Below are 26,709 nucleotides of genomic sequence, written 5' to 3'. Positions count from 1 at the left end.
TTTATTTGACGAGAACGGCGATATAAGAGCCCTGAAGGTCCATTCAGACGCGTGACCGGTATGAATCTTACGGGGAAAGGCTGGTACTCTGCACCGGCTAATTGAGTTTTCCTACGATACTTGAGGTCTATTCCTCAGATGCGGAATCAATGACAGACATGTCGACTATTAACGGCGACCGGTGGCCTTAGCCGGAAAGCCCAGATAGAGTTCATGGCAATAGAGGTTACTTTGACGAGGTTTGCGATGTCCCGCACGATCCGTTTTCACAAGTTTGGTCCGGCCGAGGTGCTCAAGTGCGAAGAGCATGCAGCCGCGCAGCCCGCACCGGGCGAAGTGCAGGTCCGTGTCGAGGCGATTGGCATCAGCTGGTATGACATTTTGTGGCGCCAGAACCTGGCGTCTTCTCACGCACGCCTTCCATCCGGCCTTGGCCATGAGATGGCCGGGGTGGTCGTTGCCTTGGGCGAGGGCGTGGATGACTTGGCAGTGGGCGATAAAGTGGCCAGTTTTCCGGCCGAGAGCCCCAATGATTACCCGGTGTATGGCGAACAGATCGTCCTGCCCCGTTCGGCCCTGACCCGCTATCCGGACGTCCTGAGCCCCATCGAAGCCAGCGTGCACTACACGCCGCTGCTGATTGCCTACTTTGCGTATGTGGACCTGGCACGGGTCAAGCCCGGGCAGTTTGCCCTGGTGACCGACGCCAGCCATTGCGCCGGCCCTTCGTTTGTGCAACTGGGCAAGGCCCTGGGTGTGCGGGTGATTGCCGCCACCAAGGACAGCGCTGAGCGCGAGTACCTGCTTTCTCTTGGCGCAGAAAAAGTCATTGTCACCGAGGAACAGGACCTGCTGATGCAAATCAACAAGTTCACCGACAACCGCGGTGTCGATGTGGTGTTCGATGGCTTGGGGGGCCCGCAGATGTCGCTGCTCGGTGATGTGCTGGCGCCCCGTGGCAGCCTGGTGCTGTATGGCTTGCAGGGTGGTAACCAGACACCGTTCCCGGCGTGCGCGGCGTTCCAGAAGAACATTCAGTTCTTCGTGCACTGTATCGGCAACTTCACCGGCAAGCCGGAGCTGGGCATCATCCAGGATCAGGTGGCGTTGCAGCGTGCGTTGCGTGACATCAACCAACTGACCGCCGATCGTGTGCTCGTGCCCCTGAAAACCACGGTGTTTCCGTTCAATCAGTTTGTCGAAGCCCACCGTTACATGGATGAATGCCCGTGCCGCGAGCGGGTTGCGTTGCAGGTTGCGGCTGTTTGAGCTGTAGGAGTATTCGTAAATGAGCGCTCCGACGCCTGAGTGAATGGGGCAAATGCGCCATTTGACAGGGCTTAACCCGCCCGCCCCAGAAGCTGCCGACCTGGCACTTTAGCCCACAAATCCGGCCCTCTCTCCCTGACGCCGCCCTGAATCCCAGTGCGGCGTCGTTGCATGTGCACCTTTTACGCGACATCGGTTGTTCATCTGAACTGGTTTTCGGCCCGCTTCTGTATCTATTAATCATTATTCCAACACTGATAATTGCGCCTTCACTTTCATCTCAAGGACTGAGCAATGATTGAATCCATGACTCGGCTGCTGATAGTTGCTCGAACTATCGACGCGGCCCACAGGTGTACTCAGCAAGACAGGTACTTTCATAAAGCGTACCGGCCATGCAAATGGAAAAGTTGTTTGAGCCTATTGTCGGACACTTCTTTAAAAGGCTGGTTAAAAACGCGTAGGACCTTGTCGGAAGACTCCTAAGGCTAACCTTTTATAAATTTTTACCAGTACTTTCATTAGGTTATGCGCCTGTGCGGGTAAAAGATGCTTCCCGGAAATCCCTGTCGTTTTGTTGCGTGGTGCTAGTGTTTAATCATCGGCGCACAATGCGAGGCGCGATTTTCCTACACGCAAAATAGGTCAAGCAAACACTGTCAGCAGTTGCTTGAAACTGATATTTCAACTCGGGTAGTAGAACTATGAGCACTATTCACGAACAGGCTATGAATCATGTTTACCAGCAAGTTCTGCAACGTCTGATCGGGCACTTCAGTCGCGCGGGACGTACCGCTCTCCAGTTACTGGTCCAGCGAATCATTGTCGCGGCAGGCGGGATGGAACAGGTGGGGGACTTCAAGGTACTGGTGGCCCATGGTGGCGGTGAAGTCAGCAGCTATACCCTGGCGCTGCTGCGAGCTGCTCAACTGACCATTGCCGGTCGTGCGCCACGTACCTTTCAACTGAGGGTCGCGACGTTACGGCACGCGGGCATGACCGAGGGGCAGCTCGATACCCTGAATCGCGGCTACGGCCGGCTGTTTCTCCACGACGACCCGCGTGTCGAGTTGTTGATGGTGGAAAACCAGGAGGTACAACCCTTCAATCACCAGCGTCCGGCCTCAGCGATCGGGCGAAAGATCAGCCAGCGCAATATGTTGATGGTGGGCCATGTGAGTGCCGGGGACTGCCGCGCCACCCTGTGCAACGACACTTACCTGGCCGTCGGTGATTTTTACCAGCGTGTCACCACGTGCAATGGCGGCGTCCACGCGCTGGTCAGTGGTGACTCCCCGCGCAGGCAAAGTCAGTTTCTTGCCTGGCTCAAGAAAACCGCCCAGGGCGCAGGCGTCCGAGTTCCCAAGGGCCATCCGCTGTCGCTCAACGCGTTGTTCGCCCACATGGACGAGTGGAGCACCGCTTATTACCAGGATGTGTTCGGTGAGCATTACGTGGCCAGCGATAACCCCAGCACGGCGGGGCATCGTCACTTGGCCTACATCGGCATCGCCGACCTGCTGGAAGATGTCGACATCGCGTCGACCTCCCTGCTGACCGAGTTCATGGCCTACGCTCCCGATCCACTGGGCTTTCACTTCAGCCATCCGGCCTATTCCAATCCGTTGCTGATGGCTCACCTACGTGGGTTGCAGGCCGAATGCCTGCGTGCGCTGGATTATGAGGACGGCGTCGAAGGTTTTGTGCAGCAGGCCGCCGCGTACATGCGCCATTTGCGCATGCCCGACGACTTTCTCATTCAGGCCGGGACCCGCGAAGGGCGCATGCTCTGGAGTACCTACGCCCAGGAGTTCTTCGGCTTGGATGAGACCCAGCTGACCTGCCTGCTGTTTTCACCCTTTGTTCATCACGGAGAGCGACTGGAAGGTTATTTGCGCCAATGTCACCCGGGCATGCTGGTGGCGTTGCCTGAGTTGCACAAAGTCCTCCAGGGCAACGGTTCCGCCGAAATGCTGCAGCAGTGGGTAACGGACACCAGCGGTTTGCCGATGCCCTTGTTGCAGCACCTGTACCGCAAACGGCCGCTGGCCAGAGAAAACGGCATGTGTCGCGCCGCTGCGGCCCAGGGCGCCGCGCAGGCCGTGCCATTGTTCGGGCGATGACCCTGCGCGGCGAGCGTCAGGCGGATTTCGCGTATCAGGCGGTCTATCGCTACATGATCAGCCTGATCAACGAGGTCAGTACCGACACCCGGGTAAAACTGCCGTCGTTACGGCAGTTGGCCGGACGCCTGAACGTGTCCATTTCAACGATCCAGTACGCCTATGCGCTGCTGGAGAAGGAGGGCAGGGTGTATTCGGTGGCCAAATCCGGCTATTACGCCTGGCCGATGTCGGCAAACCCGCTGGCCTGGGCCGGCGGGGATTTGCTTGATCGCCTCTACGCGGCGGCCCGGCGCCCCGGCATGCTGGTACTCAGTGGTGACGAGCCGGCATTGCTGGGCTCCCTGGATGAAACACTGCTGCGGCTCGAGCGGGAACTGGTGCGCCAGTACCCGTCGCATTTGCAGCCCTGGTCCCAGCCCTGCGGTGTATGGGAATTACGCGCAGCCCTGGCCGCGCGCTATACCTCGTCGCCCATGCGCTGCTGGCATGCCGACGACGTGTACATCGGCGCCGACCTGCGCGGCGTGCTGGATATCCTGATCGAAGTGCTGGGCCTGCGGGGCACCACCGTGATTGTCGAGTCGCCCTGCGACTGGCTGATCCTGCGCCTGTTGCAGGACGCCGGGGTGCGCATCATCGAGTTGCCCTGGACGCCGGAGGGGCGCCTGGATCGAACTGTGCTGGGGAAGCTGTTGCGTGATGAGCCGGTGCATCTGGTGTTGCTCTCGTCTTCCGTCAGCCTGCCCAGCGGGGTGGCCATGTCAATCGACGAGCGTCTCGACGTGGCACACCTGCTGGAGCAGTCCGGTTGCTGGTTGCTTGAAAACGACACCTTTGGCGAGCTGGGTTTTGAAGCCCCCCACACCGCATTGCGTGAACGGGTGAACCCTGAGCGGCTGATCGTGTTTTCTTCGTTCGAGAAAGCGCTCGGCTCGGAAGCCCCCTACGGCTACCTGCTGTGCCGGCGCATGAGCAATGAGTTGCAGCGTCAGTTCCTGCTGCGCTCATTCCGTTTATCGTCGATCCGTCAGCGCGCGATTGCCCGTTTGTACCAAAGCGGGCGGATTGACCAGCACCTGCGCGCACTGCGCCAACGCCTGAGCGAGCAGGCGGCGCACATGAGCCAGCGCCTGGAACAGCACTTGGGCGACCAGGTGACTTATCGGATGCCGGCCGCCGGTGCCGCGTTCTGGCTGGCCTCCACCCGGGCCGTAGACATGCGCCAGGCATTTCAGCGCCTGCTGGCACGGCAAGTGGTGATCGCCCCCGGGGAGCTGTTCAGTGTCAGTGGCTTGCACCAGCAGCACCTGCGCGTGAGTCACACCTTCCACGGGCAACCCAATCTGGACATTGCCCTGGAAGCATTGAGCGACGCATTGCGCCAGGCGCAGACTGGGTGAAATTTCTCTTAACGATGTAGGATCGATACCGTCGCGCAGCAGTCCAACTCTCAGTAAACTGCCATTTTTTCCGAATCCTTCTATCCGAGGTTTATGCATGACAATCAGTCCTTTTGCGGGCAAGCCGGCGCCGGCCCAGTTGCTGGTGGATATCCCGCGACTGGTCACGGCCTATTACACCGGCCAGCCTGATGCAGCGATCTCCACCCAGCGCGTAGCCTTTGGTACGTCCGGGCACCGTGGCAGCTCGTTCGAACTGAGCTTCAACGAATGGCATGTGCTTGCCATCAGCCAGGCCATCTGCCTGTATCGCGAGGCCCAGGGCATCGACGGCCCGCTGTTCGTTGGCCTGGACACCCATGCGCTGTCGACCCCGGCCGGTGCCAGCGCACTCGAAGTGCTGGCTGCCAACGGTGTGCACGTGATGCTCGCCGAAGGCGATGAATACACGCCAACCCCGGCAATTTCCCACGCCATCATCTGCTACAACCGTGGCCGTACCAGCGGCCTGGCCGACGGCATCGTTATCACGCCGTCCCACAACCCGCCGCAAAGTGGCGGCTACAAGTACAACCCGCCCAACGGCGGCCCGGCCGATACCCACGTCACCAAGTGGATCGAAGCCAAGGCCAACGAACTGCTGGCCAATAAACTGGCCGGGGTCAAGCGCATCCCCCATGCGCAGGCGCTCAAGGCCGACACCACCCATCGCCATGACTACCTCAACAGCTACGTGGCCGACCTGATCAACGTGATCGACATGGACGCCATCCGCAGTGCCGGCCTGCGCCTGGGCGTGGATCCGCTGGGCGGAGCAGGGGTGCGCTACTGGTCGGCGATTGCCGAGCACTATCGACTGAACCTGGAGGTGGTGAACACTGAAGTCGACGCCACGTTCCGCTTCATGAGCGTCGACTGGGACGGCCAGATCCGCATGGACCCGTCCTCCAGCTACGCCATGCAAGGCCTGATCGGTCTCAAGGAACGCTTCGACGTGGCCTTCGCCTGCGACCCGGACCATGATCGCCATGGCATCGTGACCCCGTCCGGCGGCCTTTTGGCGCCGAACAACTACCTGGCGGTGTCCATCGACTACCTGTTCCAGAACCGTCCCGACTGGCGCGCCGATGCGGCCGTGGGCAAGACCGTGGTCAGCAGCGGTCTGATCGATCGCGTGGCCGCACGCATCGGTCGTCGCCTGTATGAAGTGCCGGTAGGCTTCAAGTGGTTTGCCGATGGCCTGTTCGAGGGTTCATTGGGCTTTGGCGGCGAAGAAAGCGCCGGGGCGTCGTTCCTGCGCAAGGATGGCACGGTGTGGAGCACCGACAAGGACGGCCTGATCCCGGCATTGCTGGCGGCGGAAATGACCTCGCGCAAAGGCCAGGACCCGAGCCAGATCTACCGTGGCCTCACCGATGCCTTGGGCGAGCCGTTCGCCATTCGTGTCGACGCCAAGGCCACCCCGGCGCAAAAAGCCTTGCTGGGCAAGCTGTCGCCAGAGCAGGTGACCTCCACGCAACTGGCCGGGGAAAGCATCCAGCAGATCCTCAGCCACGCGCCGGGCAACGACCAGGCGATTGGCGGCCTGAAAGTGATGACCGAAAACGGCTGGTTTGCCGCACGACCATCGGGCACCGAGGACATCTACAAGATCTACGCTGAGAGCTTTATTGGTGAAGATCACCTCAAGCAGCTGGTGCAAGAGGCGCAGGTACTGGTAGACGGCGCCATCTCCCAGTAACAACGCAAAACCCCTGTGGGAGGAGGATTGCCTTCCTCCCACAGGGTTGATCAGGCCAGGTCGACCAACACGATCTCGCTGTCTTCAACCGCCGTCACCCGCAACACCTGCTCATTCTCAACCGCTACACCGTCTCGAGCGTGCGCACGCAAGCCGTTGACTTCAATCACGCCGGTCGCCGGCACCAGGTAAGCTCGACGGCCGCTGTCCAAGCGGTATTCCGCGCTTTCCCCGGCTTTCAGGTTCGCCGCTACCAGGCGGGCATCCGCGCGGATGCGCAGGCTCTCGCTGTCACCGGCCTTGCCACTGGCCAGGGTCACAAACCCTTCGCGATCACCTTTCGGAAACGGCTTGGCGCCCCAGGAGGGTGGCAGGCCGGCCTCGTTCGGGATGATCCAGATCTGGAAGATCTTGGTCGGCGTCGCTTCCAGGTTGTACTCGCTGTGGGCGATCCCCGTGCCTGCGCTCATTACCTGCACGTCACCGGCCTCGGTGCGGCCCTTGTTGCCCAGGTTGTCGGCGTGGCTGATCGCGCCTTCACGGACATAGGTAATGATCTCCATGTCGCGATGGGCGTGCTGCGGGAAGCCGGTGCCGGGGGCAATGATGTCGTCGTTCCAGACCCGCAGGTTGCCCCAGTGCATGCGCTTGGGGTCGTGGTATTCGGCAAATGAAAAGTGGTGATGGGCGTCAAGCCAGCCGTGGTGGGCGCCGCCCAGGGTGTTGAAAGGTCGAAGTTCAAGCATGATCGTCTCCTGTTGATGGCGCCCATGATCCGTGAGCCCATGATCGATAAAAAGCGTAAAAAATGCCTGATTCCTATCGGTGAATTAGATTGATTGCTGGCGTTTTGACTTTCACTTCATCGCCTAACTGCATGACGGTAAAGCAATTGGCTGGAACTGAGCGCCGATTCCGGCGACCATGGTGCCCTTGTCAAAACCCAGCTCATCGCAGGAGTCCGCGTGCCGCAACACAAGCCTGATCTGCCCCCCGAACTGCGTCCATTGGCGGAAATGCCGCTGCTCAAACGCCTTGCCGCACGCCTGTTTGGCCATGGCCTGACGCGTTTGCGCGCACAGCATCGGTTTTCCTGGTTGCACGGGCAGGCCGATGGTTTTCGCAGTGGTCACGAGGCCGGCGTGGAGTATGGCTATCGCGAGGGCAAGGCCGATGGCATCGAGGAAGGCCGACAAGTCCTGTTGATCCGCGACTTCCGTCCCGATGAGCACAGCGCGCCCGGCGTCGATGACAGCCTGTTCGACGATTGGCGGCTACCCTTGACCGCCGACGTGAAGAAACGCATCAAGGCTGACGTGGCCCGCTTGCTGCCGGCCCATGCCCAGCCGAGCGCGGCGCAATGGAAGATGATCTTCAGCGATACGCCGTCAACCTCGGTGATCGCCGGTGCCGGCGCGGGTAAATCCACCTCGCTGGTGCTGCGTATTTTGCTGCTCACCCATTACCTGGGCTTCGAATTGAGCTCGATGACCGTGGTGACCTTCACCCGCGAGTCGCGCAAAGACTTCATCAACAAGCTCATGGACATTCTCACCCTGTGGGGCCAACCCATTGATATGAAAGAAGCCCAGGCGGTGGTACGGACCTTTCACTCGCGCATCCTGCCGATGGTCCGCAGCCTGCCGGGTTTTGAACGCCTGCAGGCGTTTGAAAACCTCAGTGCCGGTTTCGAAGACGCTGACAGCAACCCGTTCGACCTGCGCATCAGCGACGCCCAGCGCCAGCAGATGAATGCGTGCTACCACCAGTTGCAGGGGCGACATGCACGGTTTCGTGAACTGATTGCGCCACTGGCACGCCAGGGCCTGCAACTGCGCGAACTGGAGCGCGATCATCCGGATGTACAAAAGCGCATAGCCGTGACCGAACTGGCGGCCAAGCGCGATGAAGAACTCTGCGATGTGATCGAGGACCTGTGGTTTCGTGCCGGCGCCTGGCCGATCAAGGGGATTGAGCCCAGTCGCCAGCGCTTCGAAATCAATGGCGCGCAGTTCCATTGCCACGGCTATATCCCGGCGCTGGATGCGTGGGTAATGCTGGGCTTTGATCCCAGGGAAAATGCCCAGATCAGCCGGCCGAATTCGAAGCTGTCGGTCCGTGCAGAGTGGGCGGTAAAGCGCACCTTGTTTCAAGCTTTCTGTCGTAAGCCATTGATATGGTTTGATAGCTATGACGCATCAAAGCGTCTGTTAAGCAGCCTCGCCGGGGATGCCAGCGCGGGTCCCGGTTTTGATTACAAGGTCAAGGGCGAGCTGGTGTCGGCGCCGCTGCTGGACAGTTTCGTGATGGCCGCCGGCTTTATCGAGAACCTGGGGTTGGACGTGCCGACTGCCGTCGGCCAGATGAGCTTCGCCAAGGACGACCCGGACCGCTTCTTCTTCGAGGCCCTGAGCATCTTCTGGAAAGCCCTGGAAGATCACCTGCTGGATCAGTCGCCGCCGATCATGACCTATAACCGCATGTTCTCGCTGTTCGGCGAGAACACCCCGGAAAACCTCAAGCTCCTCAGCGATCCGCTGCTGCGGCCGATGTCGCACCTGATGATCGACGAATTCCAGGACGTATCGCCCCAGATCGTCTCGTGGATACGCGCCAGCCTGCGGGAAATCCGCAGTCGTGGGCCGGCGATGCATGTGGGCCGTGGCGCGCAACGTTCGTCCTTGCTGTGCGTGGGTGATGACTGGCAGTCGATCTACGGCTGGCGCGGCAGTTCGCCCAAGTACTTCATGGAATTCAACCAGCAATTCCCGGCGCCGAGCACTACCCGCGTCATGCTCGGCGAGAACTACCGCAGCCATCAGCACATCATCGACGCCGCCGAACATATCGTGCGCGCTGCGCCGGCAATCCCGGGAAAAAAGGCCAAGGCCAGCGGCACGCCAAAAGCCTTGGTGCCGGTCACGGTACTGGAGCGGGACGATGCGGCGTTGGGGCGGCAACTGCTGGAGCATTATCAAAGGGGCGATTCGATATTAATGCTGTATCGAAAAAGTAGCGATAAGCTACTGATTCAAGAGCATATTCAGTCGATTGTTAATGTTGATTCCAGCTTGCCTGCAGCGACGCGCAGGTTGAAGCAGCTGACGTACCACAGCGCCAAGGGCCTGCAGGCGGATACGGTGTTCCTGCTCGGGGATTGCCAGCATGTGACCAGCTCGCCCTACAAGAACCAGGTCTACCGCATGGCGGGCCTGGGTAAGGAGGGGGACAGCGAACCCTATGACACTGCGCAAAAGGACGAAGTGCTGCGCCTGGCCTACGTCGGGATTACCCGGGCCGTGAGCCATTGCTACTGGTATGTGGAAAAACCCGAAGGCCAGGCGGTGAATGTGCCCAAGGCCTCGGAGCGGGTCGACGGCAAGAAAGCGTTTTTCGACGATCAGCGCCATTAGCAGGGGATAAATGCGATTCCAATGTGGGAGGGGGCTTGCTCCCTCCCACAGTTGAGCTTCTTTCTGTTGGCTGGGCCGGAATCAGGCCCTCAGCGACAACGGCGGCACAAACGACTCCAACTCATCCTCCACCGCCTCGATAATCCGCTCCACATCGGCAGCATTCATCACAGTGGCGCAGGGGATGCCGGCGATGGCAATCAGCGTCTCGCCGCTGGCCCGGTCGAACAGGCGGGCGACCATACTGCCGGGCGCATCCATGCTGCCCTCGAAGCCCATCGGATGAAAATGCCAGCGCATCAGCTGGCAGGCGTTGGGGAATGTCACTTTGTTCATGTTGCCCACCTTGTTCATTGAGCGCTTCCTTTAGCTCGCGGCAGGGGGCCAGGACCGTCACTGGTCGTGGCGTCGTAGGAGCTAAAAATAGCATTCGTTCGCAAGTACAAGGTGACTTTTTCTGCCCCGTTCGGCGGTTGTCAGCCATTCACTTGATGTGGGTCATCTCTTACTCACGACTGGGCACAATGCCACTAATGCGAAGTTCCAATTGGCCATTGTCGGCACTGGCAAAATTCGGCAATCTCCGAGGTTTACCCGCCTCAGAGCCTTCCATGCCCGACATCGCGCCAGACGATGATTGCCATAACACCCATGCCACGCGTGAGCTGGTGTTGCGCCACCACCTGTGCTGGCGTCATCGCGATCTTGACGGCGTGATGTCCTACTACCACCCGGACATCCAGTACCACGACTTTTTCCAGAACCGTGTGGTCGGTTACGCCGAACTGCGTGAGTACCTGCAAGCCAGCATGCCCCGGGAAGCCGACGAGGCCATTGAACACACCGACCGCATCCGCGCCGATGGCGACACGGCGTTCATCCAGTACCGCATCACCTTGCGCGGCGGTCAGGGGCTGGTGTCATTCCGCACCAGCGAGGCCATCACCGTCCGCGATGGGTTGATCTGGCGCGTCAATGAGTACGCGTCATTGGTGCATGAACAACCCTCTCAGGCCCAGCGCCCCAGCGTCAGCCGCCTGGGCCTGTCACCCCAGCAATTGGGGCATATGGCCAATGACTTGCAGCAGTACTTCGAGCGCAGGCAGCCGTATCTGGACCCGGAACTGGACCTGCAGCGCGTCGCCAAGGAATGCGGCTACAGCCGCAATCAGATTTCCTACCTGCTCAACCAGGTGCTGGGGCAAAGTTTCTACCGCTACGTCAACCAGGCTCGGCTCCAGCACCTGCTGGCCGCACTGGATACAGCACAACCGCCGATCAAGATCGACGACCTGGCCTTCGCCGCCGGTTTCAATTCGTTGTCGGCGTTCTACAGCGCCTTCCGCCAGCACACCGGCCAGTCGCCCAAGGCCTACGTCAAACAAATTTCCCTGCGTGCACGCGCGCAAGACAGCGAATAACCCGCAGTTCTAGGATCCCCCCATCGAAACGTGGTTGGGGAGCTTGGCATGCCGGCATGGCGCAACATCAGTTTATGGATGGACCAGTTGGATGACCCGCTGATAGCGCGGCCGTCCCTTGAGCATGACCTGGACGTCAATGTCGCCATTATCGGCGCCGGCTACACCGGCCTGTGGACGGCCTACTACCTCAAACGCCAGGCGCCTGAGCTGAAGATCGCGATTATCGAGGCGCAAACCGCCGGCTTCGGCGCCTCGGGCCGTAACGGCGGCTGGCTGATGGGCAATCTGCTGGGCGAAGACCGCCTGCTGGCCGGCCTTGCGCCTGAACAGCGCCGCGCCTCCTTCGACCTGCTGCATGGCATTCCCGACGAAGTGGCCCAGGTCCTGGCCCGTGAAGGCATCGACTGCGACTACCGCAAGGGCGGCGTGCTGTACTGCGCCGCGCGCTATCCCGAACAGGAAGGCAGCCTGCGCGCTTACCTGGACAAACTCTACGCCCAAGGCCTGACCGAAGCCGACTACCGCTGGCTGAGCCCTCGACAGTTGGCTGAACAGATCCGCATCGCCAAGCCCTATGGCGGTATCCATGCCCCCCATGTCGCCACGATCAACCCGGCCAAGCTGGTGCGCGGCCTTGCGCGGGTGGTGGAGAACATGGGCGTGACGATTTATGAAAACAGTCCGGTCACCCACTGGCAGTCCGGCACTGTGCGCACCGCCAAGGCCCGTGTGCGCGCTGCCTGGGTGGTGCCGGCTGTCGAAGGTTATGCGAATACCTTGCCGCCCCTGGGCCGATACCAGTTGCCGGTGCAAAGCCTGATCGTTGCCACCGAACCGCTGCCCGCCGGTACCTGGGATGAAATCGGCCTGAGCCATGGCCAGGCCTTTGGCGAAAGTAGCCGCCAGGTCACCTATGGCCAGCGTACGGCGGATAACCGCCTGGTGTTCGGCGCCCGCGGCGGTTACCAGTTCGCCGGCAAATTGCGCCACAACTTTGATTTGACTGACAGCGAACTGGCACTGCGCCGCTACCTGTTCGGCGAACTCTTCCCACAGCTGAAAAAGGTGCGGATTACCCATTCCTGGGGCGGCAACCTTGGCATGTCGCGCCGTTTCCGCCCGCACATGCTCTGCGATCACAAGATCGGCATCGCCCTGGCCGGTGGTTACGGCGGGGAGGGCGTCGGCGCCACCAACCTGGGTGGCCGCACCCTGGCCGACCTGATCCTCGGTCGCGACACACCGCTGATCCACCAACCCTGGGTGATCCGCGAGCGTGGCCTGCACGCGCTCAAGGCCTGGGAGCCGGAGCCATGCCGCTGGCTTGGCTACAACGCGATCATTCGCAGTTTCGTCCATGAAGACCAGGTGCTGGCCAACCCCAACACAGCGCCTTGGCGCCGCAAGCTGGCGATCGGCATAGCCGGGTTCATGGAAGGTTTCATGCATTGAGCCGTTTCACCTACACGAGAAAACCCCCATGAGCATCACTCAATTCAAAGACACGCTGCATGCCCACCTGCCGGACTCATCACCGGTGGCCGTGCCCCTGGGCGAGCCGATCGCCGTGGCCTCGACCTTGAGCGTTGAACGCAGCGACGGCGTCGAGACCGGTATCTGGGAATGCACCCCGGGCCGCTGGCGTCGGCAGATCACATCCCAGGAGTTCTGCCACTTTATCCAGGGTCGCTGCACCTTCACCCCTGACAACGGTGAAATCGTTCACATACAAGCCGGTGACGCACTGATGTTGCCGGCCAACAGCACCGGTATCTGGGACATCCAGGCAACCGTGCGCAAAACCTACGTACTGATTTTGTAACGCTTTGATCCTTGATCGCCTGCCATAAAAACAGCCCTAAAATCGCCAGGAAATCGAACCATGAAAGCCATTGCCCTGTTGCCCATGATGTTGGTGGCCGCTATCAGCCAGGCCGCCGAGACGGTGAAGATCTATAACTGGTCCAGCTATATCGCGCCGGACACCACGAAGAATTTCCAGAAACAAACCGGCATCGGTTTCAGCTACGACGTGTATGACAGCAACGAAACCCTCGACGGCAAGCTGATGACGGGTAACTCCGGCTACGACGTGGTGTTTCCGTCCAACCACTTCATGGCACGGCAGATCCAGGGCGGCGCCCTGAAGAAGCTCGACAAGAGTCAGTTGCCCAACTGGAAAAACCTCAACCCCGTCCTGCTCAAGGCCCTGGAAAACAACGATCCGGGTAATGCCCATGGCTTCCCGTACCTGTGGGGCAGTACCGGCATCGGTTACAACATCGACAAGGTCAAGGCGGTGCTGGGGGATAACGCACCGGTCGACTCCTGGGACCTGATCTTCAAGCCCGAGTACATGGAAAAGCTCAGCAAGTGCGGGGTAGCGATCCTCGACAACGGCCCGGAATTGCTGCCCATCGCCCTCAACTACCTGGGGCTGCCGCCCCACAGTAAAAACCCCGAGGACTACAAAAAGGCCGAGGCGCTGCTGATGAAAGTGCGCCCCTATGTGGCGTACTTCCACTCCTCGAAATACACCGGCGACCTGGCCAATGGCGACATCTGCGTGGCGGTCGGTTTCTCCGGCGACGTACTGCAAGCCGAAAGCCGCGCCAAGGAGGCCAAGAATGGGGTGAAGATCGGCTATGAGATTCCCAAGGAAGGCGCCGCAATCTGGTTCGACATGGTCGCCATGCCCGCCGATGCCCCCGATGAAAAGGCCGGCTACGCGTTCATGAACTACCTGCTGGAGCCCCAGGTGATGGCGGATATCACCAACTCCGTGCACTACGCCAACGGCAACCGTGCAGCGGATAGCCTGGTAGACCCTGAGATCAAGGCGGACACCAAGATCTACCCCAGCGACGAAATGATGGGCAAGTTATTCGCGCTGGAAGCGATGCCGCTGAATATCGACCGGATTCGCACGCGGGTGTGGAACACCATTCGTATGGGCCGCTGAAGAAGTCTGATGTGGGGGGAGGGCGAGCCCCCCATTAATCGGAGTCTTGCATAAACAATTTCAGGCGACCGCATTCTTGTGGTGAGCGGGCTTGTTCCGCGCTGGGGTGCGAAGCGCCCTTGATGAAGACGAATGCGGTGTATCAGGTATTCCTCTGCGCCTGGTTTTGGGGCTGCTGCGCAGCTCGACGCGGGACAAGCCCGCTCACCACAGGGGTCCCAGTTTTCTGCGCGACAGCGCCAGGTCGAAGAGAGTGTGGGACCTCCCACACTGGGTTTGAGTACACCCTGGGCTTCACGGGTTTTCCAGGTCATGCCCCAACGACTGGATAAACAATGAAAACAATTCCGGCTGTGACGAAATGTCCAGCTTCGCGTACAGATGCCGGCGGTGCACCTTCACCGTGTCCGGCGAGATATGCAGGCGTTCGGCCATGGCCTTGGACGAGAACCCGCGCAGTACCAGGCGGGCGATTTCCAGTTCGCGGTCCGAAAGCACGCCGCAACCGAATTGGCTCAGTGCATCCCTGATCTGGCTGTCCATGGCCGGCACGCGCCGGGTGCTTTGTTGCCAATGCTGCTGCATCAACGGCAGCACCCAGGCGGCCAGCGTCGTCAGCAACCCGGTCTCCTCAACGCTGAATCGCCGCTGCATGCCCAGTGACAGCGACAACGTCCCCGCGCCCGGCAATTGCAGGATCAACTGCACCTCGTCTTCCAGCACGTTGTCGTGGAAGTAGCTGAGGAAATACTCGCTCTGGCGAAAATGGTCCGGCGCCACTTCCTCAAGGCGATACACACCGCTGGCATACCCCTCGCGACAGGCCTGGAAAAACGGATCGAGCAAATACAGGCCATTGAGGTACACCAGCATCGACGCCGGCTTGCTGCTCGGCTGGGCGTCGTACTCTTCCAGTGCCTGGGGCGCACCATCCACGGGGTAGAAGATCGCCAGCGCGTTATCGAAGGGCACGCACTGGTGCAGCAACAGCACCAGCTGTTTCCAGAAACGCTCGGTGCCGATGTGCGCAACGGTGCGGCCCAGGCCGGCGTGCATGCCGACTTCACGAAACAGGCTCATGTAGCAGGCTCCCGCCAGCAAAAGGTCGGCCAAGGGTTCGGCTTTTGCCGGGAGCCGTCAAGGGGAGTACGCCAATAGGGGAATTGGCTGGCATAAACCCCACGGTTACCTTTGGCATCATTCAGCGGGAAACATATCCCGTCACTTTCAGACCTTTCGTTTCTGCCTCACACCAAGAACAACGACAGAGGATAACGATATGAGCACTTCCCCCACGCCCGACGGCGTGCTGAAACCCACCCTGAGCGTCTTCGATGTGGTGGCCATTACCGTTTCGGCTGTGACCCCCGCCAGTTCCGTCTTCGTGATCGCGCCCTTTGCCATCCAGCAGGCCGGCAGCGGCGTGTTCCTGGCGTTCGTGATGGCAGGGCTGCTCGCGCTGATGTTCGCGTTTTGCTACGCCGAACTGGGCCGCGCCCATAACAGCGCCGGTGGCGAGTATGTGTATGCCAAGCGCGTGTTCGGCGGCATGGCCGGCTACGCGACGTTCCTGACCGTGCTGGTGATGCTGTTGTTTATCCCGCCGGTATTGGCCACCGGTGCCGCCACCTACCTCAACAACGCGTTGGGTACGACATTCGACGCGCAAACCGTGGCCCTGGTGATCGTGGTGTGCAGCTACGCCCTGGGCATCCTCAATATCAAGCTCAACGCCTGGATCACCGGGACCTGCCTGCTGCTGGAAGTCGCGGCGTTGCTGGTGATCGTGTGCATCGGCTTCGGTAACCCGGTGCAGCCCGCCAGCGTGCTGTTTCAACCCCAGATCGTCGAAAACGGTGTATTGCACCTGGCGCCCTGGGCCCTGGTGATCGGCGCGGTAGGCATTGGCCTGTTTTCCTACAACGGTTACGGCCCCGCCGTGTTGCTGGCCGAAGACATGAAATGCGGGGGCAAGGGCGTACACAAGGCGGTGCTGTGGTCCCTGGGCCTGGTGGTGGTGATCGAGCTGGTGCCGATCACGGCGCTGCTGATCGGCGCGCCGTCGCTGAGTGCGATGATCAGCAGTCCGGACCCCATCGGCTACCTGCTCACCAGTCATGGCAATGAAACCCTGTCGCGCCTGGTCAGTGCGGGGATCTTCCTGTCGGTGTTCAACGCCATCGTCGCCATCGTTATCCAGATCGGCCGCGTGGTGTTCAGCAGCGGGCGCGATGCATTGTGGACGCCTACCATCAACAAGCTGTTCACCCGCATTCATCCGCGCTGGGATTCACCCTGGCTGGCCACGCTGTTCCTGGCGATCCCGTCGGCGTTGCTGAGCTTCAGCTCCAACCTGGCCGACCTCACCTCGTTCAGCGTATTGCTGATCATATTGGTGTACCTGGTGGTGGCGTTGAGCGCGCTGATGAGCCGCGTGCTGCTGCGCGACCGCGAGCATCCCTATCGCATGCCGCTGTGGCCGCTGCCGGCGTTGCTGGCTGCACTGGGCGCGGGTTACTTGCTGGTGACCTTGATCTACGCGGCGTCAGTACGCGACATCATGATCATCATCGGCTTGCTGGCCCTGTCGGTGATTCTGTATTGCATCAGCGGCCGGTCGAGTCTGGCCTTTCAAAAATTGTAAGGAGTGGTTATGCGTGCACGTCAATTGGGCATCACGTTGGGGCTGGGCACACCCGGTGAGTTGAATGCCATCACCGACGTTCCCGGGGTTCGGGTCGGTCACTGTACGCTCAAGACCCGCGTCGACGGTAAACAGGTGCGCACTGGCGTCAGCGTGGTCCAGCCCCGCGCCGGGGAAGCGCGGTTGCAGCCATGCTTTGCCGGGTATCACGTGCTGAACGGCAATGGCGACGCCACCGGCCTGGAATGGATCAGCGAGGCGGGCCTGTTGACCACGCCGCTGGCCATCACCAACACCCACAGCATCGGCATCGTGCGCGACACCTTGATTGCCCTGGAGCGCGAGCGCCTGGCGGACCCGGCGGTGTACTGGTGCATGCCGGTGGTAATGGAAACCTACGACGGCCTGCTCAACGACATCTGGGGCCAGCACGTCACCCCCGAGCATGTGCGCCAGGCGCTGGAGAGCGCCGAACGCGGCCCCGTGCAAGAAGGCGCCGTGGGCGGTGGGACGGGGATGATCTGCCATGAATTCAAGGGTGGTATCGGCAGCGCTTCGCGGCGCTTGCCGGCAGAGCAGGGCGGCTGGACCGTCGGCGTGCTGGTCCAGGCCAACCATGGCAAGCGCCAGGAACTGCGGGTCGACGGTTATCCGGTGGGCCGCTGCTTGATGGACATCCCGTCACCCTTCGCCGAACGAGGCACGCCGGGCATGGGCTCGATCGTGGTGATCATCGCCACGGATGCGCCCCTGCTGCCGCACCAATGCCAGCGCCTGGCACAACGCGCGTCTATCGGCATCGCACGCACCGGCGGCGGCACCGAGGACTCCAGCGGTGATCTGTTCCTGGCCTTCGCCACCGGCAACCAGGATCTGCCGCCAGCAGACTACGCGCGCAAAGGCCTGCCGTTGAGCAGCACCTTGCAGATGGTGAATAACGATCATATTTCCCCGCTGTTCAGCGCTGCGGCGGAGGCGGTGGAGGAGGCGATCATCAACGCGATCCTGGCGGGCGAAGACATGGTGACCGACGACGGTATACAGGTGCCGGGCTTGAAAGGCGAAACGTTGTTACGGGCATTGCACGACACGGGCTGGCGCGGGTCCCGATAATGGAGGGCTGGCGCCGATATATAAATATAAACAGTGGCCGTTTAATGTCGCTAATGACACCGTGACAATACAATGGATCCAATTATCAAGTACGCCGTTCAACTTGAGCGGCTTTAGCGCTATTTAATATTTAAATAATCCTCCGCTGTCTTTTGTCGGACAACAGCAACGTTGCCCAACAGATACGGCGCCTAACTTGGAATGCATGTTTGTTGCCCGATTTTCATGCTGGAAAAGATGTAGACGAAAGATTTCAAGTTGTGTCAGTTTCGTGACGCCTTCAAAAGAGGCGAGTGATAGGACGATCTCGCCCACGGGATTCCTATCGACCCAAGACTGATGCATTTGCAAACAAGGAAGTACGTTTATGTCAAAAGCAAAAGACAAGGCTATCGTGTCAGCGGCGCAAGCCAGCACCGCTTACTCGCAAATCGATAGCTTCAGCCATCTGTATGACCGTGGCGGCAACCTCACGATCAATGGCAAACCCTCCTACACCGTTGACCAGGCGGCCACCCAGCTGCTGCGCGACGGCGCCGCGTACCGGGACTTTGACGGCAACGGCAAGATCGACCTGACCTACACCTTCCTGACCTCGGCGTCCTCGAGCACCATGAACAAACATGGCATCTCGGGCTTCAGCCAGTTCAACGCCCAGCAGAAAGCACAGGCCGCCCTGGCCATGCAATCCTGGTCGGACGTGGCCAACGTCACCTTCACCGAGAAAGCCAGCGGCGGTGACGGCCACATGACATTCGGCAACTACAGCAGCGGCCAGGACGGCGCGGCAGCCTTCGCCTACCTGCCCGGCACCGGTGCAGGCTACGACGGCACCTCGTGGTACCTGACCAACAACAGCTACACGCCGAACAAGACCCCGGACCTGAACAACTACGGCCGGCAGACCCTGACCCACGAAATCGGGCACACCCTGGGCCTGGCTCACCCTGGCGACTACAACGCCGGCGAAGGCGCCCCGACCTACAACGACGCGACCTATGGACAGGACACGCGCGGCTACAGCCTCATGAGTTACTGGAGCGAGAGCAACACCAACCAGAACTTCAGTAAAGGCGGGGTAGAAGCCTATGCCTCCGGCCCGCTGATCGACGACATCGCCGCGATCCAGAAGCTCTACGGTGCCAACTACAACACCCGCGCCGGCGACACCACCTACGGGTTCAACTCCAACACCGGGCGTGATTTCCTCAGCGCCACTTCCAACGCCGACAAGCTGGTGTTCTCGGTCTGGGACGGTGGCGGCAATGACACCCTGGACTTCTCCGGCTTCACCCAGAACCAGAAGATCAACCTCAATGAGGCCTCGTTCTCCGATGTTGGCGGCCTGGTCGGCAACGTCTCCATCGCCAAGGGCGTGACGGTCGAGAACGCGTTCGGCGGCGCGGGCAATGACCTGATCATCGGCAACAACGCGGCCAACGTGATCAAGGGTGGGGCCGGCAACGACCTCATCTACGGTGGCGGCGGCGCGGATCAACTGTGGGGCGGCGCGGGCAACGACACGTTTGTGTTCGGCGCCAGTTCCGATTCCAAGCCAGGGGCGGCGGACAAGATCTTTGACTTCACCTCGGGCTCCGACAAGATCGACCTCAGCGGCATCACCAAAGGGGCCGGCCTGACCTTCGTCAATGCCTTCACCGGGCATGCCGGCGATGCGGTATTGACCTACGCGGCAGGCACCAACCTGGGCACCCTGGCCGTCGACTTCTCCGGGCACGGCGTGGCGGATTTCCTCGTCACCACCGTCGGCCAGGCAGCGGTCAGCGACATCGTGGCATGATGCACGGGCGCGGCGCGCAAGCGCCGCGCCTCCAGGCTGGAGCGTACAGATGCAGCGTTTTTACAATGTGATCGCCTGCGTGTTGCAGGTGATGTTCGTGTCGGCAGGAGCCCACGCAATGGCGAGCAGTCTTGTTTTACCCACCAGCGCCCAACTGGCCGGGCATTGGCAGTTGCACCAGCAGGATCAGGTGTGTGCACTGGACCTGCTCGAGCAGGCCAATGCTTTGGGCGGCGATGTGGCCTGTGTGGCGCAGTGGCTGGGGGACAAGCCCCTGACCTGGTCGCCCACACCCGACGGTATCTGGCTGTTCAATGCCGAAGGCAGCGGGATCACCCATTTGAATCGTCAGAAAGACGGTGAGTATCAGGCGCGGACGAAGTCCGGCACCGTGGTTGAATTAAAACGAGTGCCTTAGTTGTTGTTATAAGCCTATAACTCGATTTCATTAGTTGAGCGGCCTCTATCGCGGAGGACGGCAAACTTATGCGCGTAATTTGATTCAAGGAAGATCAGAACCTATGGCCAGGCCCCATGCGGTTGCGCCTTTATTCAAGGCGCTGGGTGAATACAAGAGCATCTTGATCAGCGTCGGTTGTTTTACCGCGTTGATTAACCTGTTGATGCTTGTGCCGTCGATCTACATGCTGCAAGTGTATGACCGTGTGCTCTCCTCGCAGAATGAAACCACCCTGGTGATGTTGACCCTGATGGTGGTGGGCTTCTTTGCCTTTATTGGCCTGCTCGAGGTCATCCGCAGTTTTATCGTGATCCGCATCGGCAGCCAGTTGGAGCGGCGTTTCAACTTGCGCGTGTACAAGGCCGCGTTCGAGCGCAACCTGCAACGCGGCCAGGGGCATGCCGGGCAATCCCTGGGTGACTTGACCCATATCCGCCAATTCATCACCGGGCCGGCGCTGTTCGCGTTCTTCGATGCGCCGTGGTTTCCCATCTACCTGTTGGTGATTTTCCTCTTCAACGTCTGGCTCGGGGTGTTGGCCACCGCCGGCGCAGTGCTGTTGATCGGCCTTGCGTGCCTCAACGAATACCTGACGAAGAAGCCATTGGGCGAGGCCAGTGGCTTCTCCCAGCAGTCGACGCAGCTGGCCACCAGCCATTTGCACAACGCCGAAACCATCCAGGCCATGGGCATGCTCGGCGCGTTGCGCCACCGCTGGTTTGCTGTGCATTCGCAGTTCCTGGGTTTGCAGAACAGAGCCAGTGATACCGGCTCGGTGATCACCTCGTTGAGCAAATCCCTGCGCCTGTGCCTGCAATCCCTGGTGCTGGGCCTGGGCGCGCTGCTGGTGATCAAGGGCGACATGACCGCCGGGATGATGATCGCGGGCTCGATCCTGATGGGCCGTGTACTCAGCCCCATCGACCAGTTGATTGCGGTATGGAAACAATGGAGTTCGGCCAAGCTGGCCTATCAGCGGCTGGACGAACTGCTGCGCGAGTTCCCGCCGGAAGTGGAGCAGATGAAATTGCCCGCACCCAAGGGCCAGGTCAGCTTCGAACAGGTCAGCGCGGGGCCGCCCGGGCGGCGGATGCCCACCTTGCATCAGGTCAGCTTCACCCTTGGCGCCGGCGAAGTGCTCGGCGTGCTTGGTGCCTCCGGCTCCGGCAAATCCACCCTGGCCCGCGTGCTGGTGGGCGTGTGGCCGACCCTGGCCGGCACCGTGCGCCTGGACGGTGCGGACATTCACCGCTGGGACCGCGACGACCTCGGCCCGCACATCGGCTACCTGCCCCAGGACATCGAACTGTTCAGCGGCAGCATCGCCGACAACATCGCACGTTTTCGCGAGGCCGACCCCGAGTTGGTAGTGAAAGCTGCGCAGCAAGCCGGCGTGCATGAATTGATCCTGCGCCTGCCCCACGGTTATGACACGGTCCTCGGCGATAACGGCGGTGGTCTGTCCGGCGGCCAGAAACAACGCGTAGCCCTGGCACGTGCGCTGTACGGCGGGCCGCGCTTGATCGTCCTGGATGAGCCCAATTCCAACCTCGACACCGTCGGCGAAGCCGCGCTGGCCAGCGCCATTGTGCAGATGAAGGCCCAGGGCAGCAGTGTGGTACTGGTGACCCATCGTTCTTCGGCCTTGGCCCAGGCCGATAAATTGCTGGTGCTCAACGAAGGGCGTTTGCAGGCATTCGGGCCGAGCCAGGACGTGCTGCGAGCGTTATCGGGCCAGCAGGAAGCACCGAAGGAAAAACCCGGTGTGAGTTTCAGCCGTCAGTATCAAGCCGGAAGGAATCCAGGCGCATGAGCCGTATCACTGTTGAACCACGTTTCAAAGAGCGCGACGCCCGGTTCTTTGCGCGCATGGGCTGGCTGCTGACCGTGGTCGGTGCCGGTGGCTTTTTCCTCTGGGCCAGCCTGGCGCCCCTGGACCAGGGCATCCCGGTGCAGGGCACGGTGGTGGTGTCGGGCAAACGCAAGGCGGTGCAAACCTTCAGCCCCGGCGTGGTCAGTCGGATCCTGGTCAAGGAGGGTGAGCTTGTGAAGCAAGGCCAGCCGCTGTTCCGTCTCGACCAGACCCAGCACCAGGCTGACGTGCAGTCCCTGCAGGCCCAGTACCGCATGGCCTGGGCCAGCGTCGCGCGGTGGCAGAGCGAGCGCGACAATCAATCCGCTATCACCTTTCCCGCCGAGCTGAGCAGCAACCCCGACCCGGCACTGGCGTTGGTCCTGGAAGGCCAGCGCCAATTGTTCAGCAGCCGTCGCGAAGCCTTTGCCCGTGAACAGGCGGGCATCCGTGCGAATATCGAGGGCGCCACCGCGCAGCTCAACGGCATGCGCCGCGCCCGCAGCGACCTGACCGCCCAGGCCCAGTCCCTGCGCGACCAACTGAGCAACCTGCAACCCCTGGCCGACAACGGCTATATCCCGCGCAACCGGCTGATGGAGTACCAACGCCAGCTGTCCCAGGTGCAACAGGACCTGGCGCAGAACACCGGCGAAAGCGGCCGGGTGGAGCAGGGCATCCTTGAATCGCGCCTGAAATTGCAGCAGCACAGTGAGGAATACCAGAAGGACGTGCGCAGCCAGTTGGCCGACGCGCAATTGCGCAGCCTGACCCTCGAGCAGCAGCTCACCTCGGCCGGCTTCGATCTGCAACACAGCGAGATCAACGCACCGGCCGACGGCATTGCGGTCAACCTCAGCGTGCATACCGAAGGCGCCGTGGTGCGTGCCGGTGAAACCCTGCTGGAAATCGTGCCCCAGGGCACGCGCCTGGAAGTGGAAGGGCATTTGCCGGTGCATCTGGTGGACAAGGTCGGCACGCACCTGCCGGTGGATATTCTGTTCACCGCCTTTAACCAGAGCCGCACCCCACGCGTGCCGGGGGAGGTCAGTCTGATTTCCGCCGACCAGATGCTCGACGAAAAAACCGGCGCGCCGTATTACGTGCTGCGCACCACCGTCAGCGAGGCGGCACTGGAGACCCTCCACGGCCTGGTGATCAAGCCGGGCATGCCCGCCGAGATGTTTGTGCGCACCGGCGAGCGTTCGTTGCTCAATTACCTGTTCAAGCCGCTGCTCGACCGCGCCGGCTCCGCGTTGACCGAGGAATGAACATGAAAGCTGTGTTCATCGCCTTGCTGTTCACCTGCGTCAATGCCCAGGCCGCCATGGGCCCGTTCGATGTGTACGAGCAGGCCCTGCGTAACGATCCGGTGTTTCTCGGCGCGATCAAGGAGCGCGACGCCGGCCTGGAAAACCGCACCATCGGCCGCGCAGGCCTGCTGCCCAAGCTGTCGTATAACTACAACAAGGGCCGCAACAACTCCCAGGCCACCTTGCCCGACGGGCGCGGCGGCAATTACCACGACGACCGCAACTACAACAGCTACGGCTCGACCTTCAGCCTGCAACAGCCGCTGTTCGACTATGAGGCCTACGCCAACTACCGCAAGGGCGTGGCCCAGGCGCTGTTCGCCGATGAAAGCTTTCGCGACAAGAGCCAGGCGCTGCTGGTGCGGGTGCTGAGCTATTACACCCAGGCGCTGTTTGCCCAGGACCAGATCGACATCGCACGGGCCAAGAAGAAGGCCTTCGAGCAGCAGTTCCAGCAGAACCGGCACCTGTTCCAGCAGGGCGAGGGCACCCGCACCGATATCCTCGAAGCCGAGTCGCGCTATGAACTGGCCACCGCCGAAGAGATCCAGGCGCTGGACGAACAGGATGCCTCGCTTAGAGAACTGGGCGCGCTGATCGGTGTGCAAAGCGTCAACATCGACGACCTCGCCCCGTTGAACGAAGGCTTCGCCGCGTTCACCTTGACCCCAGCGAACTACGACACCTGGCATGAACTGGCGATCAGCAACAACCCCACGCTGGCGTCCCAGCGCCAGGCCCTGGAAGTCGCCCGTTATGAAGTGGAGCGTAACCGCGCCGGGCACCTGCCCAAGGTCACTGCGTATGCCAGTTCGCGCCAGCAGGAGTCCGACAGCGGCAACACCTACAACCAGCGCTACGACACCAACACGATCGGCGTCGAAGTGAGCCTGCCGTTGTATGCCGGTGGCGGCATCTCTGCGTCCACCCGCCAGGCCAGCCGCGCCATGGAACAGGCCGAGTACGAACTGGAAGGCAAGACCCGCGAGACCCTGATCGAACTGCGTCGGCAGTTCAGCGCGTGCCTGTCGGGCGTGAGCAAACTGCGCGCCTATCAAAAGGCCCTGGCCTCCGCAGAAGCGCTGGTGGTGTCGACCCAGCAGAGCATCCTCGGTGGCGAGCGGGTCAACCTCGATGCGCTGAACGCCGAGCAACAGCTCTACAGCACGCGGCGCGACCTGGCCCAGGCGCGTTACGACTACCTGATGGCCTGGACCAAACTGCATTACTACGCCGGCAACCTGCGCGACACCGACCTGGCCAAGGTGGATGAGGCGTTCGGGCCGGCACCGCATTAATTGACTTTCTCGACAATTCCAACAACAGAGAGGCAATACCATGGGTGTGTTCGACTATAAAAACCTCGGGACCGAGGGCTCCAAAGCGTTGTTCGCCGATGCCATGGCGATCACGCTGTATACCTACCACAACCTGGATAACGGCTTTGCCGTGGGCTACCAGCACAACGGCCTGGGGCTCGGTTTGCCCGCCACGCTGGTGGGTGCACTGCTGGGCAGCACCGATTCCCAGGGCGTGATTCCCGGCATTCCCTGGAACCCGGATTCGGAGAAAGCCGCCTTGGAGGCCGTGCAACAAGCCGGTTGGACCCCCATCAGCGCCAGCACCCTGGGCTATACCGGCAAGGTCGACGCCCGCGGCACGTTCTTCGGCGAAAAAGCCGGATACACCACTGCCCAGGTCGAGGTGCTGGGCAAGTACGATGACGCCGGCAAGCTGCTGGAAATCGGTATCGGTTTTCGCGGTACGTCGGGCCCTCGGGAAACGCTGGTCAGCGACTCCATTGGCGATCTGGTCAGCGATCTGCTCGCGGCCTTGGGGCCCAAGGATTACGCCAAGAACTACGCCGGCGAAGCCTTTGGCGGCCTGCTCAAGAACGTCGCCGACTACGCCAGTGCCCACGGCCTCAGCGGCCACGACGTGGTGGTCAGCGGCCACAGCCTGGGCGGCCTGGCGGTCAACAGCATGGCCGACTTGAGCAGCAGCAAATGGGCAGGTTTCTACCAGGACGCCAACTACCTGGCCTACGCCTCGCCGACCCAGAGCGCCGGCGACAAGGTGCTGAATATCGGCTACGAAAACGACCCGGTATTCCGGGCGCTGGACGGCTCATCCTTCAATTGGTCGTCGTTGGGCGTGCATGACAAACCCCATGAATCGACCACCGACAATATCGTCAGCTTCAACGACCACTACGCTTCGACGCTGTGGAATGTGCTGCCGTTTTCCATCACCAACCTGCCGACCTGGATCTCCCATTTGCCTACGGGGTATGGCGACGGGATGACGCGCATCCTCGAGTCCGGGTTCTATGGGCAGATGAGCCGCGACTCGACGATTATCGTCGCCAACCTGTCCGACCCGGCACGCGCCACCACCTGGGTGCAGGACCTCAACCGCAATGCCGAACCGCACAAGGGCGATACCTACATCATTGGCAGCGACGGCAATGACCTGATCCAGGGCGGCAAGGGCGCGGACTTTATCGAGGGCGGCAAGGGCAATGACACGATCCGCGACAGCAGCGGGCATAACACCTTTTTGTTCAGCGGGCCGTTTGGCCAGGACCGGATTATCGGCTATCAAGCAACGGACAAGCTGGTGTTCAGGGACGTTGACGGGAGTGCGGATTACCGTGATCACGCCAAGGTCGTGGGCGGGGATACGGTGATCAGTTTTGGCGCGGATTCGGTGACGTTGGTGGGGGTGGTTGGCTTGTCGGGGGAGGGGATTGTGATCGGTTAAAACGGTGGGAGGGGGCCAAGCCCTCTCCCACATTTGATCAGTGCGGGCCGCTGGAAATCAGTCTTCCTTGCGCACCGTGGCCACATCGTCGGCTTTGACGCGGATGCGCTTGCCGGCGATATCGGTGAACTCATAAAACCCGTCGGCCGTCTTGGTTTTTGGAGAGTCCTTGGTCAAATACTGCGTGCCATTTTGCAGCGTCACTACGGTTTGCGTCGCGCAACCGGCCAATACCAGAAAAGTGAGTGCAACCAGTGGCAGCCCCAAATTCTTCATGTTCATAACCCTTACCTTTAACCCTGAAAAATCCCACGCCAGGGACGCGGGCGACAAATGTTACGCCATCGACTCCCCATCTGATCATTTTTATGCAAAAAGTTGCGTGTGCCATTTATCTATTACCGATTGCAACACCGCATTTACGACGG

Annotated in this window: 21 protein-coding genes; 17 read left to right on the top strand and 4 right to left on the bottom strand. The window is 61.0% G+C overall.

Going from position 1 to position 26,709, the window contains the following annotated elements; all coding sequences use genetic code 11:
• Window positions 1-246 precede the first annotated feature (246 nt).
• From C8K58_RS04850 to pgm, 4 genes are all read left to right on the top strand, one after another.
• Window positions 247-1,269: a zinc-dependent alcohol dehydrogenase family protein gene (locus C8K58_RS04850; protein ID WP_027605764.1), complete on the top strand. Its 1,023-nt coding sequence runs from the start codon at window positions 247-249 to the stop codon at window positions 1,267-1,269.
• A 704-nt stretch (window positions 1,270-1,973) separates the two neighbouring features.
• Window positions 1,974-3,392: a hypothetical protein gene (locus C8K58_RS04845; protein ID WP_108573187.1), complete on the top strand. Its 1,419-nt coding sequence runs from the start codon at window positions 1,974-1,976 to the stop codon at window positions 3,390-3,392.
• Window positions 3,389-4,795 carry a PLP-dependent aminotransferase family protein gene (locus tag C8K58_RS04840; RefSeq protein WP_108573185.1) on the top strand — a complete coding sequence of 469 codons (1,407 nt, stop codon included), beginning with the start codon at window positions 3,389-3,391 and terminating at the stop codon, window positions 4,793-4,795. Before C8K58_RS04845 ends, C8K58_RS04840 begins: the two co-directional genes overlap by 4 nt.
• Window positions 4,796-4,892: 97 nt before the next feature.
• Entirely contained in the window at window positions 4,893-6,536 is a 1,644-nt protein-coding gene (gene pgm, locus C8K58_RS04835) for a phosphoglucomutase (alpha-D-glucose-1,6-bisphosphate-dependent) (RefSeq protein WP_108573183.1), read from the top strand.
• Between the two features lie 50 nt (window positions 6,537-6,586).
• Here pgm and C8K58_RS04830 read toward each other — a convergent pair whose 3' ends face one another.
• Window positions 6,587-7,282 (bottom strand): pirin family protein, encoded by a 696-nt coding sequence (locus C8K58_RS04830; protein WP_027605768.1) that lies wholly within the window; start codon window positions 7,280-7,282, stop codon window positions 6,587-6,589.
• Between the two features lie 219 nt (window positions 7,283-7,501).
• On the opposite strand from C8K58_RS04830, the gene C8K58_RS04825 reads away from it, so the two are divergent.
• Window positions 7,502-9,949: a UvrD-helicase domain-containing protein gene (locus C8K58_RS04825; RefSeq protein WP_027605769.1), complete on the top strand. Its 2,448-nt coding sequence runs from the start codon at window positions 7,502-7,504 to the stop codon at window positions 9,947-9,949.
• A gap of 81 nt (window positions 9,950-10,030) precedes the next feature.
• Here the strand turns inward: C8K58_RS04825 and C8K58_RS04820 are convergent, their stop codons facing one another.
• Window positions 10,031-10,303 carry a DUF1652 domain-containing protein gene (locus C8K58_RS04820; RefSeq protein ID WP_027605770.1) on the bottom strand — a complete coding sequence of 91 codons (273 nt, stop codon included), beginning with the start codon at window positions 10,301-10,303 and terminating at the stop codon, window positions 10,031-10,033.
• A gap of 257 nt (window positions 10,304-10,560) precedes the next feature.
• Between C8K58_RS04820 and C8K58_RS04815 the strand changes: the two genes are divergently transcribed.
• The 4 genes from C8K58_RS04815 to C8K58_RS04800 are packed head-to-tail and all read left to right on the top strand — an operon-like array spanning window position 10,561 to window position 14,335.
• Window positions 10,561-11,370, top strand: coding sequence for an AraC family transcriptional regulator (locus C8K58_RS04815; protein ID WP_027605771.1), 810 nt, complete (start codon window positions 10,561-10,563; stop codon window positions 11,368-11,370).
• A 48-nt stretch (window positions 11,371-11,418) separates the two neighbouring features.
• Window positions 11,419-12,825, top strand: a complete 1,407-nt coding sequence (locus C8K58_RS04810; RefSeq protein ID WP_027605772.1) for an FAD-binding oxidoreductase — start codon at window positions 11,419-11,421, stop codon at window positions 12,823-12,825.
• A gap of 28 nt (window positions 12,826-12,853) precedes the next feature.
• Window positions 12,854-13,195, top strand: coding sequence for a cupin domain-containing protein (locus C8K58_RS04805; RefSeq protein WP_027605773.1), 342 nt, complete (start codon window positions 12,854-12,856; stop codon window positions 13,193-13,195).
• Window positions 13,196-13,255: 60 nt separating this feature from the next.
• Window positions 13,256-14,335 carry a polyamine ABC transporter substrate-binding protein gene (locus tag C8K58_RS04800; RefSeq protein ID WP_027605774.1) on the top strand — a complete coding sequence of 360 codons (1,080 nt, stop codon included), beginning with the start codon at window positions 13,256-13,258 and terminating at the stop codon, window positions 14,333-14,335.
• Window positions 14,336-14,629: 294 nt separating this feature from the next.
• Here the strand turns inward: C8K58_RS04800 and C8K58_RS04795 are convergent, their stop codons facing one another.
• A complete protein-coding gene (locus C8K58_RS04795; RefSeq protein ID WP_027605775.1) occupies window positions 14,630-15,415 on the bottom strand; it encodes a LuxR C-terminal-related transcriptional regulator in 786 nt (261 codons plus the stop codon).
• Window positions 15,416-15,614: 199 nt separating this feature from the next.
• Here C8K58_RS04795 and C8K58_RS04790 point away from each other — a divergent pair, with 199 nt between their 5' ends.
• From C8K58_RS04790 to C8K58_RS04755, 8 genes are all read left to right on the top strand, one after another.
• The gene (locus C8K58_RS04790) at window positions 15,615-16,979 is read left to right on the top strand and encodes an APC family permease (protein ID WP_027605776.1); all 1,365 of its coding nucleotides are present in this window, start codon (window positions 15,615-15,617) and stop codon (window positions 16,977-16,979) included.
• A gap of 9 nt (window positions 16,980-16,988) precedes the next feature.
• The gene (locus C8K58_RS04785) at window positions 16,989-18,092 is read left to right on the top strand and encodes a P1 family peptidase (RefSeq protein ID WP_092358080.1); all 1,104 of its coding nucleotides are present in this window, start codon (window positions 16,989-16,991) and stop codon (window positions 18,090-18,092) included.
• A 367-nt stretch (window positions 18,093-18,459) separates the two neighbouring features.
• Window positions 18,460-19,893: a serralysin family metalloprotease gene (locus C8K58_RS04780; RefSeq protein WP_027605778.1), complete on the top strand. Its 1,434-nt coding sequence runs from the start codon at window positions 18,460-18,462 to the stop codon at window positions 19,891-19,893.
• A gap of 49 nt (window positions 19,894-19,942) precedes the next feature.
• Window positions 19,943-20,311 carry an AprI/Inh family metalloprotease inhibitor gene (locus C8K58_RS04775; RefSeq protein WP_027605779.1) on the top strand — a complete coding sequence of 123 codons (369 nt, stop codon included), beginning with the start codon at window positions 19,943-19,945 and terminating at the stop codon, window positions 20,309-20,311.
• A gap of 103 nt (window positions 20,312-20,414) precedes the next feature.
• A complete protein-coding gene (locus tag C8K58_RS04770) occupies window positions 20,415-22,166 on the top strand; it encodes a type I secretion system permease/ATPase (protein ID WP_027605780.1) in 1,752 nt (583 codons plus the stop codon).
• Complete coding sequence (locus C8K58_RS04765; protein ID WP_027605781.1) at window positions 22,163-23,476, top strand: HlyD family type I secretion periplasmic adaptor subunit; 1,314 nt, start codon at window positions 22,163-22,165, stop codon at window positions 23,474-23,476. Before C8K58_RS04770 ends, C8K58_RS04765 begins: the two co-directional genes overlap by 4 nt.
• 2 nt (window positions 23,477-23,478) lie before the next feature.
• Window positions 23,479-24,816 (top strand): TolC family outer membrane protein, encoded by a 1,338-nt coding sequence (locus tag C8K58_RS04760; RefSeq protein WP_108573181.1) that lies wholly within the window; start codon window positions 23,479-23,481, stop codon window positions 24,814-24,816.
• Between the two features lie 40 nt (window positions 24,817-24,856).
• Window positions 24,857-26,281, top strand: a complete 1,425-nt coding sequence (locus C8K58_RS04755; protein WP_108573178.1) for a lipase — start codon at window positions 24,857-24,859, stop codon at window positions 26,279-26,281.
• A gap of 57 nt (window positions 26,282-26,338) precedes the next feature.
• Here the strand turns inward: C8K58_RS04755 and C8K58_RS04750 are convergent, their stop codons facing one another.
• A complete protein-coding gene (locus tag C8K58_RS04750) occupies window positions 26,339-26,563 on the bottom strand; it encodes a YgdI/YgdR family lipoprotein (protein ID WP_027605784.1) in 225 nt (74 codons plus the stop codon).
• Window positions 26,564-26,709 lie beyond the last annotated feature (146 nt).

Source organism: Pseudomonas sp. GV047 (assembly GCF_003058245.1).
In the GTDB taxonomy this organism is placed as follows: domain Bacteria; phylum Pseudomonadota; class Gammaproteobacteria; order Pseudomonadales; family Pseudomonadaceae; genus Aquipseudomonas; species Aquipseudomonas marginalis.
The sequence above is the reverse complement of the archived record's forward strand: the minus strand, read 5'-3'. Positions and strand labels throughout refer to the sequence as shown.

What these genes read in the sequence shown, in the direction of transcription:
- C8K58_RS04850 (WP_027605764.1), top strand. Translation starts at nt 247, where the DNA reads ATGTCCCGCACGATCCGTTTTCACAAGTTTGGTCCGGCCGAGGTGCTC.
- C8K58_RS04845 (WP_108573187.1), top strand. Translation starts at nt 1,974, where the DNA reads ATGAGCACTATTCACGAACAGGCTATGAATCATGTTTACCAGCAAGTT.
- C8K58_RS04840 (WP_108573185.1), top strand. Translation starts at nt 3,389, where the DNA reads ATGACCCTGCGCGGCGAGCGTCAGGCGGATTTCGCGTATCAGGCGGTC.
- pgm (WP_108573183.1), top strand. Translation starts at nt 4,893, where the DNA reads ATGACAATCAGTCCTTTTGCGGGCAAGCCGGCGCCGGCCCAGTTGCTG.
- C8K58_RS04830 (WP_027605768.1), bottom strand. Translation starts at nt 7,282, where the DNA reads ATGCTTGAACTTCGACCTTTCAACACCCTGGGCGGCGCCCACCACGGC.
- C8K58_RS04820 (WP_027605770.1), bottom strand. Translation starts at nt 10,303, where the DNA reads ATGAACAAGGTGGGCAACATGAACAAAGTGACATTCCCCAACGCCTGC.
- C8K58_RS04815 (WP_027605771.1), top strand. Translation starts at nt 10,561, where the DNA reads ATGCCCGACATCGCGCCAGACGATGATTGCCATAACACCCATGCCACG.
- C8K58_RS04810 (WP_027605772.1), top strand. Translation starts at nt 11,419, where the DNA reads ATGCCGGCATGGCGCAACATCAGTTTATGGATGGACCAGTTGGATGAC.
- C8K58_RS04805 (WP_027605773.1), top strand. Translation starts at nt 12,854, where the DNA reads ATGAGCATCACTCAATTCAAAGACACGCTGCATGCCCACCTGCCGGAC.
- C8K58_RS04800 (WP_027605774.1), top strand. Translation starts at nt 13,256, where the DNA reads ATGAAAGCCATTGCCCTGTTGCCCATGATGTTGGTGGCCGCTATCAGC.
- C8K58_RS04795 (WP_027605775.1), bottom strand. Translation starts at nt 15,415, where the DNA reads ATGAGCCTGTTTCGTGAAGTCGGCATGCACGCCGGCCTGGGCCGCACC.
- C8K58_RS04790 (WP_027605776.1), top strand. Translation starts at nt 15,615, where the DNA reads ATGAGCACTTCCCCCACGCCCGACGGCGTGCTGAAACCCACCCTGAGC.
- C8K58_RS04785 (WP_092358080.1), top strand. Translation starts at nt 16,989, where the DNA reads ATGCGTGCACGTCAATTGGGCATCACGTTGGGGCTGGGCACACCCGGT.
- C8K58_RS04780 (WP_027605778.1), top strand. Translation starts at nt 18,460, where the DNA reads ATGTCAAAAGCAAAAGACAAGGCTATCGTGTCAGCGGCGCAAGCCAGC.
- C8K58_RS04775 (WP_027605779.1), top strand. Translation starts at nt 19,943, where the DNA reads ATGCAGCGTTTTTACAATGTGATCGCCTGCGTGTTGCAGGTGATGTTC.
- C8K58_RS04770 (WP_027605780.1), top strand. Translation starts at nt 20,415, where the DNA reads ATGGCCAGGCCCCATGCGGTTGCGCCTTTATTCAAGGCGCTGGGTGAA.
- C8K58_RS04765 (WP_027605781.1), top strand. Translation starts at nt 22,163, where the DNA reads ATGAGCCGTATCACTGTTGAACCACGTTTCAAAGAGCGCGACGCCCGG.
- C8K58_RS04760 (WP_108573181.1), top strand. Translation starts at nt 23,479, where the DNA reads ATGAAAGCTGTGTTCATCGCCTTGCTGTTCACCTGCGTCAATGCCCAG.
- C8K58_RS04755 (WP_108573178.1), top strand. Translation starts at nt 24,857, where the DNA reads ATGGGTGTGTTCGACTATAAAAACCTCGGGACCGAGGGCTCCAAAGCG.
- C8K58_RS04750 (WP_027605784.1), bottom strand. Translation starts at nt 26,563, where the DNA reads ATGAACATGAAGAATTTGGGGCTGCCACTGGTTGCACTCACTTTTCTG.